Genomic DNA, 14,327 nt, shown 5'->3' on the forward strand with positions numbered 1-14,327 from the left:
CCCGGGAGCGTACCGCAGTCCCCCGGGCCATTCATCATCGCGCGGGAGAGGCAGATTGCTCTCCAACGCACGGTCAACGCCGACACTCAGCTCGACTGCCGCGCGGCGTCGAGGATCAGCCGCGCAATCGCGTCCGGCTGCGAGATCAGCGCGAGATGGCTGGCCTTTACCTCGATCGTGGTGGCGCCCATCCGCTTGGCCATGAAGCGCTCGAGATCCGGATTGATGGTGCGATCTTCGGTGGAGACGGCGTAGTAGCTCGGCTTGCTGCGCCAGGCCGCATGGCTGGTCTTGCCGGCCAGCAGTTGCTTGTGGAACGGCTGCTGCACGGCATAGAGCACCTTCGCCTTGACCTCCGGCAGGTCGCCGGCGAAATCGCGCAGGAACGCTTGTTCGCTCAGCCGGCCCTCATCGCCGTCGAACACGATGCCGGCGCTCGCCGGCGGCGTCGGATAGGTCTTTGCCAGCGCGGTGTAATCCTCGTCCGCATCGGGTGCGCGCGCCGCGACATAGACCAGCGCCGAGACATTCGGATGCACGCCGGCCTCGGTGACGATCATGCCGGAGAAGGAATGGCCGACCAGCACGGTCGGACCATCCTGGCGATCGAGCACCCGCTGCGCGGAGGCAACCGCTTCGGGCAGCGTGGTCAGCGGATTTTGCACCGACGTGACGTTGAGCCCGGCGGCCTGCAGGCGCGGAATGACCTCGGACCAGCAGGAGCCGTCGGCGAACAGGCCGTGCACCAGCACGACGTTGCGCGCCTTGACCGGCGGCGTGGTGGCGGCCATGCCGCGCGTGGACACCAGTGAAGCCGCAGCTCCGGCGAGCAAGGCGGTCGAGAAGGCGCGTCTGTTCATCATCATGTTACTGCTCCGTTGTTTGAATGGTGAGTTGAAAGTCAGAGAAGCGCGTCCACCTGCGGTGAACGGACAATCTCTCCTACGCGCGCAAAGGCCTCGTGGTTACGCTCGATGCTGTCGTGATCGTAAAGATAGTTGACCATGATGCCGAAGGATTCCGCCATCGCGCGATCGGCCGTGTTGCCGAGCCAGTTGATCCGCTCCAGCCGGGCACCGTTGCCGAGATGGAAGCGCGCCACCGGATCGATGCGATTCCCGGACGCCGGCGAGCGCGTGAGATATTGCGCGCACAGCCTCATCAGGACCGGACGCCAGGTCTCGCAGGTCGCGGCGTCGTGCCACCAGCCTTCGCGGTCCAGCATCGCGACCTCATTGCCGCCGGATTGCGGCTGCTGGCCGAGCCAGCGCCGGAAGCCCGGTATCGGCGACAGCGTGGAGAAGCGCTTCAGCTGCGGGAATTCCGTTTGCAGCTCCTCGACCACCTGCTTGATCAGGAAATTGCCGAACGACACGCCGCGCAATCCGTCCTGACAGTTGGAGATCGAATAGAAGATCGCGGTGTCGGCATGCGCGGCCCTGAGGCCTGCGCTGTCTTGATCCGCGTCCTGCACCAGCAGCGGCGGCACGGCGGTGGCCAATCCCTGCACCAGCGCGACCTCGACGAAGATCAGCGGCTCGCCGGGCAGCGCGGGATGGAAGAAGGCAAAGCAGCGGCGGTCGGGCGCAAGGCGGCGGCGCAGATCGTCCCAGCCCTTGATCTCGTGCACCGCCTCATAGGCGATCAGCTTCTCGAGCACGGCGGCCGGCGACTGCCAGTCGATGCGGCGAAGCTCGAGGAAGCCGCGGTTGAACCATGAGACGAACAGATGCTTGAGGTCGGCATCGAGCAGCTTCAGCTCCGGTTCGGAGCCGAGACGGCCGGCGATCTCGCTGCGCATCGCGATCAGGCTCGCCGTGCCGCCGGGCGCCATGTTCATCCGCCGCAACACCTCCTGCCGCGGCGGATCGGCGGCGTCGGCCAAAGCGGCCGCGGCCGCCGCGGTGCCATCGGCAAGATAACGCTTCGCCGCATCCTGCAGCGCCGCCGCGTCGGGCTGAAACGCGCTCGCCAGATAGCGTTGAAAGCCGTGCCGGCCGTCGGCATCGAGCGCGCGCATGGTCTGCTGCAATTGGCGCGCGATCAGGGCGCCCGACGCTTCGCCGCGCTCGGACAGCAGCGCCGCGGCGAGCTGCCTCGCTTGATCGAGCGAGGCCGGCGGGCTGCCTGGGATGTGCTCGGCGTGGGTCATGGGAGCCTCCTCCTAGCGGCGGAATTTGGCGGGGGGCGCGTAGAGGCCGCCCGATGCGGCGACGAGGTCGTCGATCGATTTCGCGGCGAGCCAGTCGCGCGTCGCCGGCGCGACGTCGAGGCCGAGATCGGACGGCAGCATCACGATGCCGCGGCGGCGCAGGCCGTCGGTCGTCCCGGCGTCCTGCCGCCGGCCGAACTCGGTGTCGCCGGCGACCGCGCGCAAGGCGGCCTCGCGCTCCTGCGGCGAGCGGCAACGCAACAGGTTGCAGACGCCGCGCTCGGTGATCACGTGGGTGACGTCGTCGCCATGGATCATGACGGGCGGCAGCGCGAAGCCGGCCGAGGCCGCGAGGTCGAACGCGTCGAGGCGCTCGACGAAGCTCGGCGCGCCGTTCGGCTGCCGGGTCTGGACCATCTGCACCACCAGCTTGCGGCCGCGCAGGCGCTCGCCTGCTTCCTCGCCGGCGCGCAGCCAGGCAACGCTGTCGTGGCGCCGGCCGCGCGGATCGGCGCCCATGTTCGGCGCGCCGCCGAAGCCGGTGATGCGGTCCTTGGTGGCGGTCGAGCTGTTGCCCTCGGGATCGATCTGCAAGGTGCCGCCGACGAACAGATCGCAGGCATATTGTCCGGCGACCTGCGCCAGCGCGCGGTTGGAGCGCAGATTGCCGTCGGCGCCGACCGGAAACACATCGGGACGGCTGGCGACATAGCGTTCCATGCCGAGCTCCGAGCCGAAGCAATAGACGTTGTCAACGAAGCCGGCTTCGATGGCAGGGATCAGCGTCGGATGCGGGTTGAGCACGAAATTCCGCGCGACCTTGCCCTTCAGCCCGCGCCTGGCGGCAAAGGTCGGCAGGATCAGCTCGATCGCCGCGGTGGCATAGCCGATGCCGTGATTGAGCCGTGTCACCTGATAAGGTTCGTACACCGCTGCGATCGCCATCATCGCCATCAGGACGTTCTCGTCCCTGACCTTGGCAGGATCGCGCGTGAACAGCGGATCGATCGCATAGGGCTTCGGACCGGGCACCACGACATCGACCCAGTGGCCGGGGATGTCGACGCGCGGCAGGCGATCGACGATCTCGTTGACCTGCGCCACGACGACGCCACCGCGGAACGCCGCGGCCTCGGCGACGGTCGGCGTGTCCTCGGTGTTCGGACCGGTGTACAGATTGCCGTCGCGATCGGCCTTGTCGGCCACGATGAGCGCAACCTGCGGCGTCAGATCCACCAGCATCCGCGCGTAAAGCTCGAGATAGGTATGGATCGCGCCGATCCGCAGCGCCTTGGCGGCGACGAGCTCGGCGAGGCGGCGGCTCTGCGGGCCGGCAAAGGCGAAGTCCAGGCGGTTGGCGATGCCGCGTTCGAACACCGCGAGATGATCGGGAAGCGCGAGCACCGACTGCACCATGTGCAGATCATGCACCCGCGCCGGATTCACCCCGGCGAGGCACGCGGCCAGGAAGTCCGCCTGCTTCTGGTTGTCGCCCTCGAGCGCCACCCGGTCGCCGGATGCGATGACCGCCTCCAGCAGCTCGATCGCGCGGTCGGGCGGGCAGACCTTTCCACTCGTGCCGCAGACAGCTCGCGCACGCGCCAGGCGCGCCGTGCGATCGGTTCGTTGTGTCGTCTCCGACATGATGGCCTCTCCTTGCTTGATCATGAAGCGAAGGTAGGCGGCCGGCATTGATAACAGAAACGATATTCTATAATATCATTGATTATGAATACGGATTAATCGATGCTCGACCTCGAACTTTTGCGGGCCTTCGTCGCGGTCGCCGATTGCGGCGGCTTCCACCGCGCCGCCGAGCAATTGCATCTGACCCAGTCGACCATCAGCCAGCAGATCAAGCGGCTCGAGCTCGAGACCCGGCGGCCGCTGTTCCGGCGCACGACGCGCAGTGTCGCATTGACCGACGAAGGCGAGATGCTGCTCGGCGATGCGCGGCGTTTGCTGCAGCTCGAGGAGGCGGCGCGGCAGCGGCTGGTGGCGCCGCGGCTGTCCGGCTCGGTTCGTCTCGGCGTGGTCGAGGAAGTCGCCGGGGGCTCATTGCCGTCGGCGCTGGGCCGCTTCGCCGCGCTGCATCGCGGCGTCAAGCTCGAGGTGCAGATCGGCGTCAGCGCCGAATTGATCGAGCAGCTCAATGCGGGCCGGCTCGATCTGGTGTTCGCCAAGCGGCCGCTTGGAACATCGAAAGGCCGCCTGGTATGGCGCGAGCCGCTGGTGTGGGCCGCGGCGGAAACGTTCGATCTCGTTCCCGGCGTACCGCTGCCGCTGGCGCTGTACCGCGAACGATCGGTGTCGCGCGACGCCGCGCTCTCCGCGCTGCGTGACGGCGAGCTCGGCTGGGAGATCGTCTATACCAGCCCGAGCCTGACCGGCGTCCGCGCCGCCGCCGTCGCGGGCCTTGCCGTCACCCCGCTGCCGCTCAGCGCCGTCACCACCGGCCTGCGCATTCTCGGAATGGGCGACGGTCTGCCGCCGCTTCCCGATCTGGAATTCGCCATCTACGAGAAAAGACGGCCGGACAAGGCCGCGGAAGCACTCGCCGATGCCTTGCTGACGCTGGCGCGCGGTCCCCTGCGCCCCACGATCTGAGCGCGCCGAACCCCAAATTGCGCCGCGCGCCGGTCTGCCTGCCGGCGGGCAGACCCCCCTGTTCCCGGCCGTTCCAACGAGATTCGTATTGAACGCTTGGGCTTAGGCAAATTTTAAACCGGGAGGCGTAGCTTACCCCTTGCGAGTTCAGTGGTTGAGAGTTTGTGAGTACGCCATGACAGAACCCCATCGCCCGAGGGTGAAATACGTCATCGGGCCTGACGGCAGCCCGTTAACGATTGCGGATTTGCCGGCCCCCGGTACCAAACGGTGGGTCATCCGCCGCAAGGCCGAAGTCGTCGCTGCGGTCCGCGGCGGCCTGCTCTCCCTCGAGGAGGCCTGCAGCCGCTACACATTGACCGTCGATGAATTCCTTTCCTGGCAGTTCTCGATCGACCAGCACGGTCTGGCCGGGCTGCGCACCACCCGCATCCAGCAATATCGGCAGTAATTCGGCGCCGATACTGTGGCATTTGACGAAAACCGGCCTCGCCTTGCGAAGCCGGTTTTTTTCATGTCCGCGATTTTGCCGCGGTCCTTAACCTTCGTTAACCATATGGAAACCATACCCTAGGCAATATTTGCCCAGTCGGACCCGCGCGGGCCGAATCCCTGGGGGCCGTTGGTGCAAAGTCTGGTTGCTTTCCTGAGAGGTCTTGGTGCGGCCCGCCTCGCGGCCATGGTTGCGGTCACCGCGGCCCTGATCGGCTTCTTCGCTTTCGTCATCATGCGCGTCACGACGCCACAGATGACCACCCTCTTCACCGACCTGTCGACCGAGGATTCCTCTGGAATCATCAAGGAGCTGGAGCGCCAGGCGATCCCGTTCGAGCTGCGCAATGACGGCGCTGCGATCATGGTGCCGAAGGACAAGGTGACGCGGCTCAGGATGAAGCTCGCCGAGGGCGGCATGCCCAAGGGCGGCGGCGTCGGCTACGAGATTTTCGACAAGTCGGATGCCCTGGGCACCACGAGCTTCGTCCAGAACATCAATCATCTGCGGGCGCTGGAGGGCGAACTCGCCCGCACCATCCGCGCCATCGACCGCGTCCAGGCCGCGCGCGTCCACCTCGTGCTGCCGGAGAAGCCGCTGTTCTCGCGCGAGACGCCCGAACCATCAGCCTCGATCGTGCTCAGGGTGCGCGGCGCGCTGGAGCCGCAGCAGATCCGGGCGATCCGCCACGTCGTCGCCTCCGCGGTCAACGGGCTGAAGCCGCAGCGGGTCTCGATCGTCGACGAGGCCGGCCAGCTGCTGGCCGACGGCGCCCAGTCCGATGCCGACGCCGCGGTCGGCGACGAGCGCCGCGCCGCCTTCGAGAAGCGGATGCGCAAGCAGGTCGAGGACATCGTCTCCTCGGTGGTCGGCGCCGGCCGCGCCCGCGTCCAGCTCTCCGCCGACTTCGACTACAACAAGATCACCCAGACCTCGGACAAGTTCGACCCCGAGGGTCGCGTGCTGCGCTCGACCCAGACCCGCGAGGAATCGAGCCTCACCGCCGACAATTCCGGCCAGGTCACCGTCGCCAACGAGCTGCCGGGCAGCCAGAATCAAGACAACGCCGCCCGCGCCCGCGACCAGAGCAAGAAGAGCGAAGAGACCAACAATTACGAGATTTCCCGCACCACCAAGACCGAAGTGACCGAGGCCGGCCGCGTCAACCGTATCTCGGTCGCGGTGCTGGTCGACGGCAGCTACTCCAAGAACGAAAAAGGCGAGCTGGTCTATCAGGACCGCACCAAGGAGCAGCTCGACCGCATCGCTGCCCTGGTCCGCTCCGCGATCGGCTTCGACCAGAAGCGCGGCGACCAGGTCGAGGTCGTCAACCTGCGCTTCGCCGAGCCGCCCGCCGCGCAGCCGATCGCCGAGCCGACCGGCCTGCTCGGCATGCTGCAATTCACCAAGGATGACGTGATGTACGTCATCGAGCTCGGCGTCATGATGATGCTTGGCCTCGTCGTGCTGTTCATGGTGGTCCGTCCGCTGGTCAAGCGCATCGTGGCGGCCGACGTCATTCCGGCGCTGACCGGCGCGGGCATGCCCGCGCTGGCCGAAGCGCCCGAGAGCACCGGCACGCCCGGTCAGGCGCTGATCCCGAGCGGCAGCGGCGCGGCGCAATTGATCGACGTCGCCCAGATCCAGGGCCAGGTCCACGCCCAGGCCGTGCACCGGGTCGGCGAGCTCGCCGAACGCAATCCGAACGAAACCGTCTCCATCGTCCGTCAATGGCTGAGCGAGCCGGTAGAGAACTGACATGGCCGCCGTACCCCAGACCACCAACGCCAACGACATCGCCACCGTCCTCTCGACGCTGGCGAACCGGCAAAGCGCCGGGCCCAAGGGCAAGCCGCTGCCCGGCCCGAAGCGGGCGGCAATCCTGATGCTCGCGCTCGGCGAGCAGTATGGCGGCAAGATCTGGTCGATGCTCGACGACGAGGAGGTCCGCGAGCTGTCGGTCCACATGTCGACCCTCGGCACTGTCGAGGCCGACGTGGTCGAGGACCTGATGCTGGAATTCGTCTCGCGGATGTCGGCCTCCGGCGCGCTGATGGGCAATTTCGACGCCACCGAACGGCTGTTGCAGCAATACCTGCCGGCCGAGCGCGTCTCCGGCATCATGGACGAGATCCGCGGCCCGGCCGGCCGCAACATGTGGGAGAAGCTCTCCAACGTGCAGGAAGAGGTGCTCGCCAACTACCTCAAGAACGAATACCCGCAGACCATCGCCGTGGTGCTGTCGAAGCTGAAGCCGGAGCACGCCGCGCGCGTGCTCGCGATCCTGCCCGAGGACATCGCGCTCGACGTGGTCGGCCGCATGCTGCGGATGGAGGCGGTGCAGAAGGAAGTCATCGAGCGTGTCGAGCAGACGCTGCGCACCGAGTTCATGTCGAACCTGTCGCAGACCCGCCGCCGCGACGCCCATGAGGTGATGGCCGAGATCTTCAACAATTTCGACCGCCAGACCGAGACCCGCTTCATCACCTCGCTGGAAGAGGAAAACCGCGAATCCGCCGAGCGCATCAAGGCGCTGATGTTCACCTTCGACGATTTGATCAAGCTCGACACCGCCTCGGCCCAGACGCTGATGCGCAACATCGACAAGGACAAGCTCGGCGTCGCGCTGAAGAGCGCCAACGAGGAGGTGCGCAGCTTCTTCCTCGGCAACATGTCCTCGCGCGCCGGCAAGATGCTGATGGACGACATGGCCGCGATGGGCCCGGTGCGGCTGCGCGACGTCGACGAGGCGCAAGCGCTCTTGGTCAACCTCGCCAAGGACCTCGCCGCGCGCGGCGAGATCACGCTGACCAAGAACCGCGCCGACGACGAGCTGGTGTATTGATGGCCGCGCCCGCAAAATTCCTGTTCGACACGGATTTCTCGGCGCCGGACCGGGCGCGCGAACGCGCGCCGACGCCGGCCGAGGTCGCGCAAAAGGTTGCCGACGCCGAGGCACGGGCCTATCGCGCCGGCTACGAGGCCGCGCTGCGCGAGGCCAAGGTCGAGAGTGACCGCCGCGCCGCGCAGGCGCTGGAGGAGATCGGCACCGCGATCAAGGGCATCGCGGCGCGCTTCGCCGGCATCGAGACGCGGATGGAGACCGAGGCGGTGGACGTCGCGGTGGCGGTCGCCCGCAAGCTTTGTTCCGAGCTGATCGCGCGCGAGCCGCTCGGCGAGATCACCGCGCTGGTCTCCGACTGCTTCTCGCATCTGGTGGCGACGCCGCATCTCGTGGTGCGCATCAATGACGCGCTCTACGAGGCGGCGCATGACAATATCGAGCGGATGGCGGCGCATTCCGGCTTTCAGGGCCGGCTGGTGATCCTGGCCGAGCCGACGATTGCGACCGGCGACTGCCGGATCGAATGGGCCGATGGCGGCGTCGTGCTGGAACGTGCCGCGATCGAAGGCAAGATCAACGAACTCGTCGGGCGCTATCTGGCGTCCCGCGGCCAGGCCGGCTGAAGGCGATTGAGGGCTGAACCATGAGCGACACCGACACCCAAGTCCCGCTTCCCGATCTCAACTCCGCCGAGGCGCCCGGGATCGACGACATCGGCTACAACGAGGATGAGCATGCCGCGCGCATCGCGGCCGATCTCGAGGCCGTGTTCGACGTGCCGGTGCAGGTCTCGGCGGTGCTCGGCCGCTCCAAGATGGACGTCGGCGACCTCTTGAAACTCGGACCGGGCACCGTGCTCGAACTCGACCGCCGCGTCGGCGAGGCAATCGACATCTACGTCAACAACCGCCTGGTGGCGCGTGGCGAAGTGGTGCTGGTGGAAGACAAGCTCGGCGTGACCATGACCGAAATCATCAAGGCGGAACGCTCTTAATAACTCAGGCGGTAGCGCGCGGGACCTGCGCGACCAGACGAACAGGAGATCATCATGCGGCTTCTCATCGTTGGCACCCTGAAGGGCCAGCTCACGACCGCGACCAAGATCGCGATGGACAACGGCGCCTCCGTGACCCATGCCGAGGCCGCCGAACAGGCGATGAACGTGCTGCGCGGCGGCAAGGGCGCCGACCTCCTGCTGGTCGATGTCGGTCTCGACATCCGCGACCTCGTGATGCGGCTCGACGCCGAGCACATCCACGTGCCGATCGTCGCCTGCGGCATCTCCAACGACGCCCGCGCCGCGGTCGCCGCGATCCATGCCGGCGCCAAGGAATACATCCCGCTGCCGCCGGATCCCGAGCTGATCGCAGCGGTGCTGGCCGCGGTCGCCAACGACGCGCGCGATTTGATCTACCGCGACGAGGCGATGGGCCGGGTGATCAAGCTGGCGCAGCAGATCGCGGGCTCGGACGCCTCAGTCATGATCACCGGCGAGTCCGGCACCGGCAAGGAAGTGCTGGCGCGTTACGTCCATTCCCGCTCGGCCCGCGCCAAGCGGCCGTTCATCTCGATCAACTGCGCGGCGATCCCCGAGCACCTCCTGGAATCCGAGCTGTTCGGCCATGAGAAGGGCGCCTTCACCGGCGCGGTGGCGCGCCGCATCGGCAAGTTCGAGGAAGCGACCGGCGGCACGCTGCTGCTCGACGAAATCTCCGAGATGGACGTGCGGCTGCAGTCCAAGCTGCTGCGCGCGATCCAGGAGCGCGTGATCGATCGCGTCGGCGGCACCAGGCCGGTCCCGGTCGACATCCGCATCATCGCGACCTCGAACCGCAACCTCTCGGAGGCGGTGCGCGAAGGCACCTTCCGCGAGGACCTGCTGTTCCGCCTCAATGTCGTCAACCTGAAGATTCCGCCGCTGCGCGACCGCCCGGCCGACATCCTCGAGCTGGCGCAGCATTTCGCTAGGAAATATGCCGAGGCCAACGGCATGCCGGTCCGTCCGATCTCGACTGATGCCCGCCGCATCCTGACCGCGAACCGCTGGCAGGGCAACGTCCGCGAGCTCGAGAATACCATCCATCGCTCGGTCCTGATGGCGCAGGGCGACGAGATCGGCGCTGAGGCGATCCTGACCCCCGACGGTGACCGCCTCGACCTCGCCAAGACCGCGCCCGCGGTCGCGCACGCGACGCTTGCCGCCGAGCAGGTCACCCGCGCGCTGGTCGGCCGCACCGTCGCCGATGTCGAGCGTGACCTGATCCTGGAGACGCTGAAGCACTGCCTCGGCAACCGCACCCATGCCGCCAACATCCTCGGCATCTCGATCCGCACGCTGCGCAACAAGCTGAACGAATATGCCGACGGCGGCATCCCGATCACCCCGGCCGGCAATGGCGCGCCCGACTATCAGCGCATGGCGAACGCCGGCTGACAAACCGAAGCGGCGGGGTCAATCTTGCCGCGACTAATGCGCGATGAGATCAGGTTGAAGCGACATCGCGCTTTAGCTTTTCATTTGCGCATGATCTTTTCGGAAAACCGCTTCGCACTTTTCCGGATCACGCATTAGGTGTAGAATCATGAGCGCGCAGCCATAACCTGATTGATGCAAGCTGGACGAAGGCGAGTAGTTGGCGGCAAGTTTGTCGTAGAGCGTCGCCACCCGACGACATTGCTTGATCCTACTGAAGAACCGTTCTATCCGGTTGCGGACAGTTCGTAGCGCACGATTCCTCCTCAATCAGGAGATTGAATCACGGCTCGGCAGTCAGACCCAGCTTGGGCTGCCAAGGAGAAGCTCGGTCGCTGTCCACCCTAAAGCGGACCTATTATACTCCCTTTGAGTTTTGCTGTTCATGGGACCCATTTCGGACTTCGCAGGGCAAAGGCTTACTATCAGCTGCGCGTTCTGCTAGCTCGAAATGGGTAGTTTCCTCAACGAACCCGAATTGCGATTATGCATGGCAATTGCGGTGGCCGCCGGGGTTATGGGGGCGGCGTTGATTCCTATCAGAGTCAGCGACAGGTCGCTTAGCTCCGAAAAGTTGGTGCACTTTAGATGCTCCAGCCTGTCGGTAGTAAAAGTAGCGATCTTTGATCTTGATCAAGGAGATCAAAAGGTCAGCCATGGTGGACGATCCAACTGCCTGATCCAGGCGCCGACGATGTCCGATCCACGATCACTGACCTCGGAGATAAAGTTCCGCCGAATCTTTGGCCATGCCGGCGGCCTGATCGCAATTGGAGTGACCTATTTCGCCTTGGCAAAAGGCGGCCTTGCTCTCGCCTCTATTCATCCCAATGCAACGCCAATTTGGCCACCGACGGGTGTCGCGCTGGCGGCGGTGCTGTTGTGGGGATATCGGACTTCCCCCGCAATTTTCATGGCCGCGGCGATGGCCAATGCGACGACCGCCGGCTCGATTGCCACCGCAATTGCGATTGCGACCGGTAACTCTCTTGAAGCGGTTGTTGGCGCTTACCTGATCAATCGATGGTCGAGCGGATGTAATACTTTTTCGACGCCAAACTCCGTCGCGAAGTTTGCTCTGATTTGCTTCGTGATCGCAACACCGATCAGCGCCAGCATTGGACTGACCAGCTTGGCAACCGCCGGGTACATCGAACGGACGAATTTCGCGAACGCCTGGGTCACATGGTGGCTGGGAGATGTGACCGGCGCGCTGGTCATTGCCCCCGTTATCGTGCTTTGGGCGTCAAGCCATTACCATGCTTTCAACCGCGATGATTTTTTGGAGACGGTCGGCGTCCTCGCAACAGCGGCGGCTGTTGGACTCATTGCTTTCAGCCCCCTGATCGAGCAAACGCCGAGCCGAAATCCACTGGGTTTCCTTGCGATCCTGCCAATGTTGTGGGCGGCGCTGCGCCGCGGTCCACGTGACACCGCAACGGTTGCGCTGGTGCTTGCGGGTATCACGATTTGGGGGACGCTCACGGGCGGCGGCCCGTTCACGACCGCGGATATCAACGTTTCATTCCTGCTGGTGTTGATGTTCTTGATCAGTATTACCGTTCCAAGCTTGTTGCTGAGCGCCGACGTCGAGGTGCGTAAGAAAGCGGAGGAAAGTCTGCGCCGCTCGCAGATCGAACTCGAACGGAAGGTCGCAGAGCGTACGCAAGAGCTGGAGCTCGCCAATGCAGCAAAATCGCACTTTCTTGCCATGGCAAGCCATGATTTGCGGCAGCCATTACATGCACTAGGCCTGTTCGTTGCACAGCTGCGCACGCCGCTCAAATCGTGGGAAAGGGCAAAGACGATCGAGCGGATCGATGCAACGCGCAAAGAAATGGATGAAATGTTCAATTCGCTCCTGGATATTTCCAGGCTCGATGCTGGAATCTTTACACCCACAATTACCGAATTCCCGATCGCGCGCCTATTGCAAACAATTGAGACCAGGTTTGATCAAGCAACGCGAGAAAAAGGCTTGCGTCTACGCGTTAGGCGAAGTGACGCCTGGGTGCGGAGCGACGCGATGCTGCTCGAACGCATACTGCTCAATCTGGTATCCAACGCTGTGCGCTATACATTGCGGGGCGGGATCCTCGTCGGATGTCGTCGCCGCAGTGAAATATTGCGTATTGAAGTATGGGATAGCGGTCCCGGCATTCCTGAGGATCAGAAACAGAATATCTTTGGCGAGTTTTTTCAGCTTCCTGGCCCAGAACGGAACCGGTACGGCGGCCTGGGGCTCGGCCTGGCTATTGTCGACAGGCTTCGCGTACTTCTCAACCATCAAATCGACTTAGCTTCGACTGTGGGCCGAGGTTCGCGATTCGCAATCCTGGTTCCGGTTGCCGATGAATGCGTCACGTCCACCGAGCCCGTCGACTCACCTCGCCCCGCAGCCTTTGCGGTCGAAGGCAGGGTAATCCTTGTTATTGCCGATGCTCCAATTGTGCTGGAGGAAACGGGCGGATTGCTTGGTAAATGGGGATACTCCGTCCTGACCTCCGGATCCGACGAAGGTGCACTTATCCGACTTGCTGAGCGCCAACAACGCCCCGATCTTATAATCTCGGATTATCATCTTGCGGGCGGAAAGACCGGCATCCGAGCAATTGAACAAATTAATGCGGTGTTTGGCTCATCAATTCCAGCCATCCTCATCAGCGGCGATACGGCACCCGAACCATTACGTGACGCCAAGGATAGAGGGTACATTTTGCTGCACAAGCCCGTCGACCCAATGCGGCTCCGCGCTGTCATGCACGAGTTCTTTAGGGATCATGACGATAGGAGAGACACCGGGGCGGCGTTATGAGTCAGATTTCGGCGACAATTCCCAGCCCATTTTTCCTACTTTTATTACCGCCTCGGTGCGGCTCGTAACGTTGAGCGCCTTGAGAACGACCGTGATGTGGTTCTTCACTGTCGGCACTGCCATATTGAGGGTCCTGGCAATGATCTTGTTGGTTTTTCCCTTCATCAGGAGCGCGAGCACTTCAATCTGCCGATCGGTCAACCCGAGACCCTTGGGAGAGTCGCGCGTCGCTAGCTTATTTGTAAGCCGCGGAGACGTTGTTTTCTCAAGAATCTCCGGGGGAATGTAAATTCCGCCGGAGAACACTAACTTGATGGCGTTGAGCATGACCTCACGTTCGGTCGTTTTCGGGATGAAACCCAGAGCGCCAAGTCTGAAAGCCCGCTTGACTGTATCTTGATCATCCGAGGACGAGAGAATGATGATAGCAATGGTCGCATAGCGGTCACGCAGTTCGCGGAGGACAGCGAAGCCATCTCGATCAGGCAAATTGATATCAAGCAAAATGAGGTTGATGTCGGGATGTTCCTCGACTATGTGCACGGCCTGACGGCCGCTCGAAGCTTCAAATATGACGGCCTCTCGCTTCAGTTGTTTCACGACAGCGTGCAGCGCCTCGCGAATTAATGCATGATCGTCGACAATAAGAATCTTCATAAAAAGCTCTCCGTCATCCCATTGCACGGAGATCCAATTGAAAAAATCATACACCCGCCTTCGGGTCTTTGGCGAGGAAGAAGCTGGCGAAAGACTGGCTCCCGAAACCGTCCATCCTCAATCTTTAGCCCAGCCAGCGGTTCGCCATCAGGCACTCAAGGTAGGAGCCGAATGCCGTTGTGCGCTGTAATTGTAATCACCTCACAGTAGGGCAACGAAAGAGCGAGTGCGGACCACGAGAGTTGTGGGACTGAGAGTCTCCTACGCCGGTGCGCAACGGTGATC

Annotated in this window: 12 protein-coding genes and 1 pseudogene; 8 read left to right on the forward strand and 5 right to left on the reverse strand. The window is 63.8% G+C overall.

Translation table 11 applies throughout. From position 1 onward, the window contains the following. Positions 1–86: 86 nt before the first annotated feature. The 3 genes from ACE10X_RS36940 to mdcA are packed head-to-tail and all read right to left on the reverse strand — an operon-like array spanning position 87 to position 3,820. Positions 87–866 carry an alpha/beta fold hydrolase gene (locus ACE10X_RS36940; RefSeq protein WP_375763617.1) on the reverse strand — a complete coding sequence of 260 codons (780 nt, stop codon included), beginning with the start codon at positions 864–866 and terminating at the stop codon, positions 87–89. A 35-nt stretch (positions 867–901) separates the two neighbouring features. Beyond that, positions 902–2,152, reverse strand: coding sequence for a malonyl-CoA decarboxylase (locus ACE10X_RS36945; protein WP_375763618.1), 1,251 nt, complete (start codon positions 2,150–2,152; stop codon positions 902–904). A 12-nt stretch (positions 2,153–2,164) separates the two neighbouring features. Continuing rightward, complete coding sequence (gene mdcA / locus ACE10X_RS36950) at positions 2,165–3,820, reverse strand: malonate decarboxylase subunit alpha (RefSeq protein WP_375763619.1); 1,656 nt, start codon at positions 3,818–3,820, stop codon at positions 2,165–2,167. Between the two features lie 78 nt (positions 3,821–3,898). Here mdcA and ACE10X_RS36955 point away from each other — a divergent pair, with 78 nt between their 5' ends. From ACE10X_RS36955 to ACE10X_RS36985, 7 genes are all read left to right on the forward strand, one after another. Continuing rightward, positions 3,899–4,759 carry a LysR substrate-binding domain-containing protein gene (locus ACE10X_RS36955; protein ID WP_038382274.1) on the forward strand — a complete coding sequence of 287 codons (861 nt, stop codon included), beginning with the start codon at positions 3,899–3,901 and terminating at the stop codon, positions 4,757–4,759. 175 nt (positions 4,760–4,934) lie between these two features. Next, complete coding sequence (locus tag ACE10X_RS36960; RefSeq protein ID WP_002714638.1) at positions 4,935–5,210, forward strand: DUF1153 domain-containing protein; 276 nt, start codon at positions 4,935–4,937, stop codon at positions 5,208–5,210. A gap of 174 nt (positions 5,211–5,384) precedes the next feature. Beyond that, positions 5,385–7,010, forward strand: coding sequence for a flagellar basal-body MS-ring/collar protein FliF (gene fliF / locus ACE10X_RS36965; protein WP_038382283.1), 1,626 nt, complete (start codon positions 5,385–5,387; stop codon positions 7,008–7,010). A gap of 1 nt (position 7,011) precedes the next feature. Next, positions 7,012–8,097: a flagellar motor switch protein FliG gene (gene fliG, locus ACE10X_RS36970; RefSeq protein ID WP_375763620.1), complete on the forward strand. Its 1,086-nt coding sequence runs from the start codon at positions 7,012–7,014 to the stop codon at positions 8,095–8,097. Beyond that, positions 8,097–8,720 (forward strand): FliH/SctL family protein, encoded by a 624-nt coding sequence (locus ACE10X_RS36975; protein WP_018273553.1) that lies wholly within the window; start codon positions 8,097–8,099, stop codon positions 8,718–8,720. Before fliG ends, ACE10X_RS36975 begins: the two co-directional genes overlap by 1 nt. 20 nt (positions 8,721–8,740) lie before the next feature. Continuing rightward, positions 8,741–9,091, forward strand: coding sequence for a flagellar motor switch protein FliN (fliN, locus tag ACE10X_RS36980; protein ID WP_016844340.1), 351 nt, complete (start codon positions 8,741–8,743; stop codon positions 9,089–9,091). Positions 9,092–9,145: 54 nt separating this feature from the next. Beyond that, the gene (locus ACE10X_RS36985; protein ID WP_038382273.1) at positions 9,146–10,531 is read left to right on the forward strand and encodes a sigma-54-dependent Fis family transcriptional regulator; all 1,386 of its coding nucleotides are present in this window, start codon (positions 9,146–9,148) and stop codon (positions 10,529–10,531) included. A gap of 127 nt (positions 10,532–10,658) precedes the next feature. Here ACE10X_RS36985 and ACE10X_RS36990 read toward each other — a convergent pair. Further along, a pseudogene (locus ACE10X_RS36990) lies at positions 10,659–10,810 on the reverse strand (IS5/IS1182 family transposase); the annotation flags it as partial. Positions 10,811–11,060: 250 nt separating this feature from the next. On the opposite strand from ACE10X_RS36990, the gene ACE10X_RS36995 reads away from it, so the two are divergent. After that, on the forward strand, positions 11,061–13,385 hold the full coding sequence (locus ACE10X_RS36995) for an MASE1 domain-containing protein (protein ID WP_375763621.1): 2,325 nt from the start codon (positions 11,061–11,063) through the stop codon (positions 13,383–13,385). On the opposite strand, the gene ACE10X_RS37000 is transcribed toward ACE10X_RS36995, so the two are convergent. Continuing rightward, the gene (locus ACE10X_RS37000) at positions 13,380–14,042 is read right to left on the reverse strand and encodes a response regulator transcription factor (protein WP_038382281.1); all 663 of its coding nucleotides are present in this window, start codon (positions 14,040–14,042) and stop codon (positions 13,380–13,382) included. The genes ACE10X_RS36995 and ACE10X_RS37000 overlap by 6 nt on opposite strands. Positions 14,043–14,327 lie beyond the last annotated feature (285 nt).

The sequence above is a fragment of the Bradyrhizobium sp. Pha-3 genome (genome assembly GCF_042258325.1).
Lineage (GTDB): Bacteria > Pseudomonadota > Alphaproteobacteria > Rhizobiales > Xanthobacteraceae > Bradyrhizobium > Bradyrhizobium elkanii.

Bases quoted from the DNA above. Each gene is read 5' to 3' on its own strand.
- ACE10X_RS36945 (WP_375763618.1), bottom strand. From the start codon at position 2,152: ATGACCCACGCCGAGCACATCCCAGGCAGCCCGCCGGCCTCGCTCGAT.
- ACE10X_RS36985 (WP_038382273.1), top strand. From the start codon at position 9,146: ATGCGGCTTCTCATCGTTGGCACCCTGAAGGGCCAGCTCACGACCGCG.
- ACE10X_RS36975 (WP_018273553.1), top strand. From the start codon at position 8,097: ATGGCCGCGCCCGCAAAATTCCTGTTCGACACGGATTTCTCGGCGCCG.
- ACE10X_RS36955 (WP_038382274.1), top strand. From the start codon at position 3,899: ATGCTCGACCTCGAACTTTTGCGGGCCTTCGTCGCGGTCGCCGATTGC.
- ACE10X_RS37000 (WP_038382281.1), bottom strand. From the start codon at position 14,042: ATGAAGATTCTTATTGTCGACGATCATGCATTAATTCGCGAGGCGCTG.
- ACE10X_RS36940 (WP_375763617.1), bottom strand. From the start codon at position 866: ATGATGATGAACAGACGCGCCTTCTCGACCGCCTTGCTCGCCGGAGCT.
- ACE10X_RS36960 (WP_002714638.1), top strand. From the start codon at position 4,935: ATGACAGAACCCCATCGCCCGAGGGTGAAATACGTCATCGGGCCTGAC.
- fliN (WP_016844340.1), top strand. From the start codon at position 8,741: ATGAGCGACACCGACACCCAAGTCCCGCTTCCCGATCTCAACTCCGCC.
- ACE10X_RS36995 (WP_375763621.1), top strand. From the start codon at position 11,061: ATGGCAATTGCGGTGGCCGCCGGGGTTATGGGGGCGGCGTTGATTCCT.
- mdcA (WP_375763619.1), bottom strand. From the start codon at position 3,820: ATGATCAAGCAAGGAGAGGCCATCATGTCGGAGACGACACAACGAACC.
- fliG (WP_375763620.1), top strand. From the start codon at position 7,012: ATGGCCGCCGTACCCCAGACCACCAACGCCAACGACATCGCCACCGTC.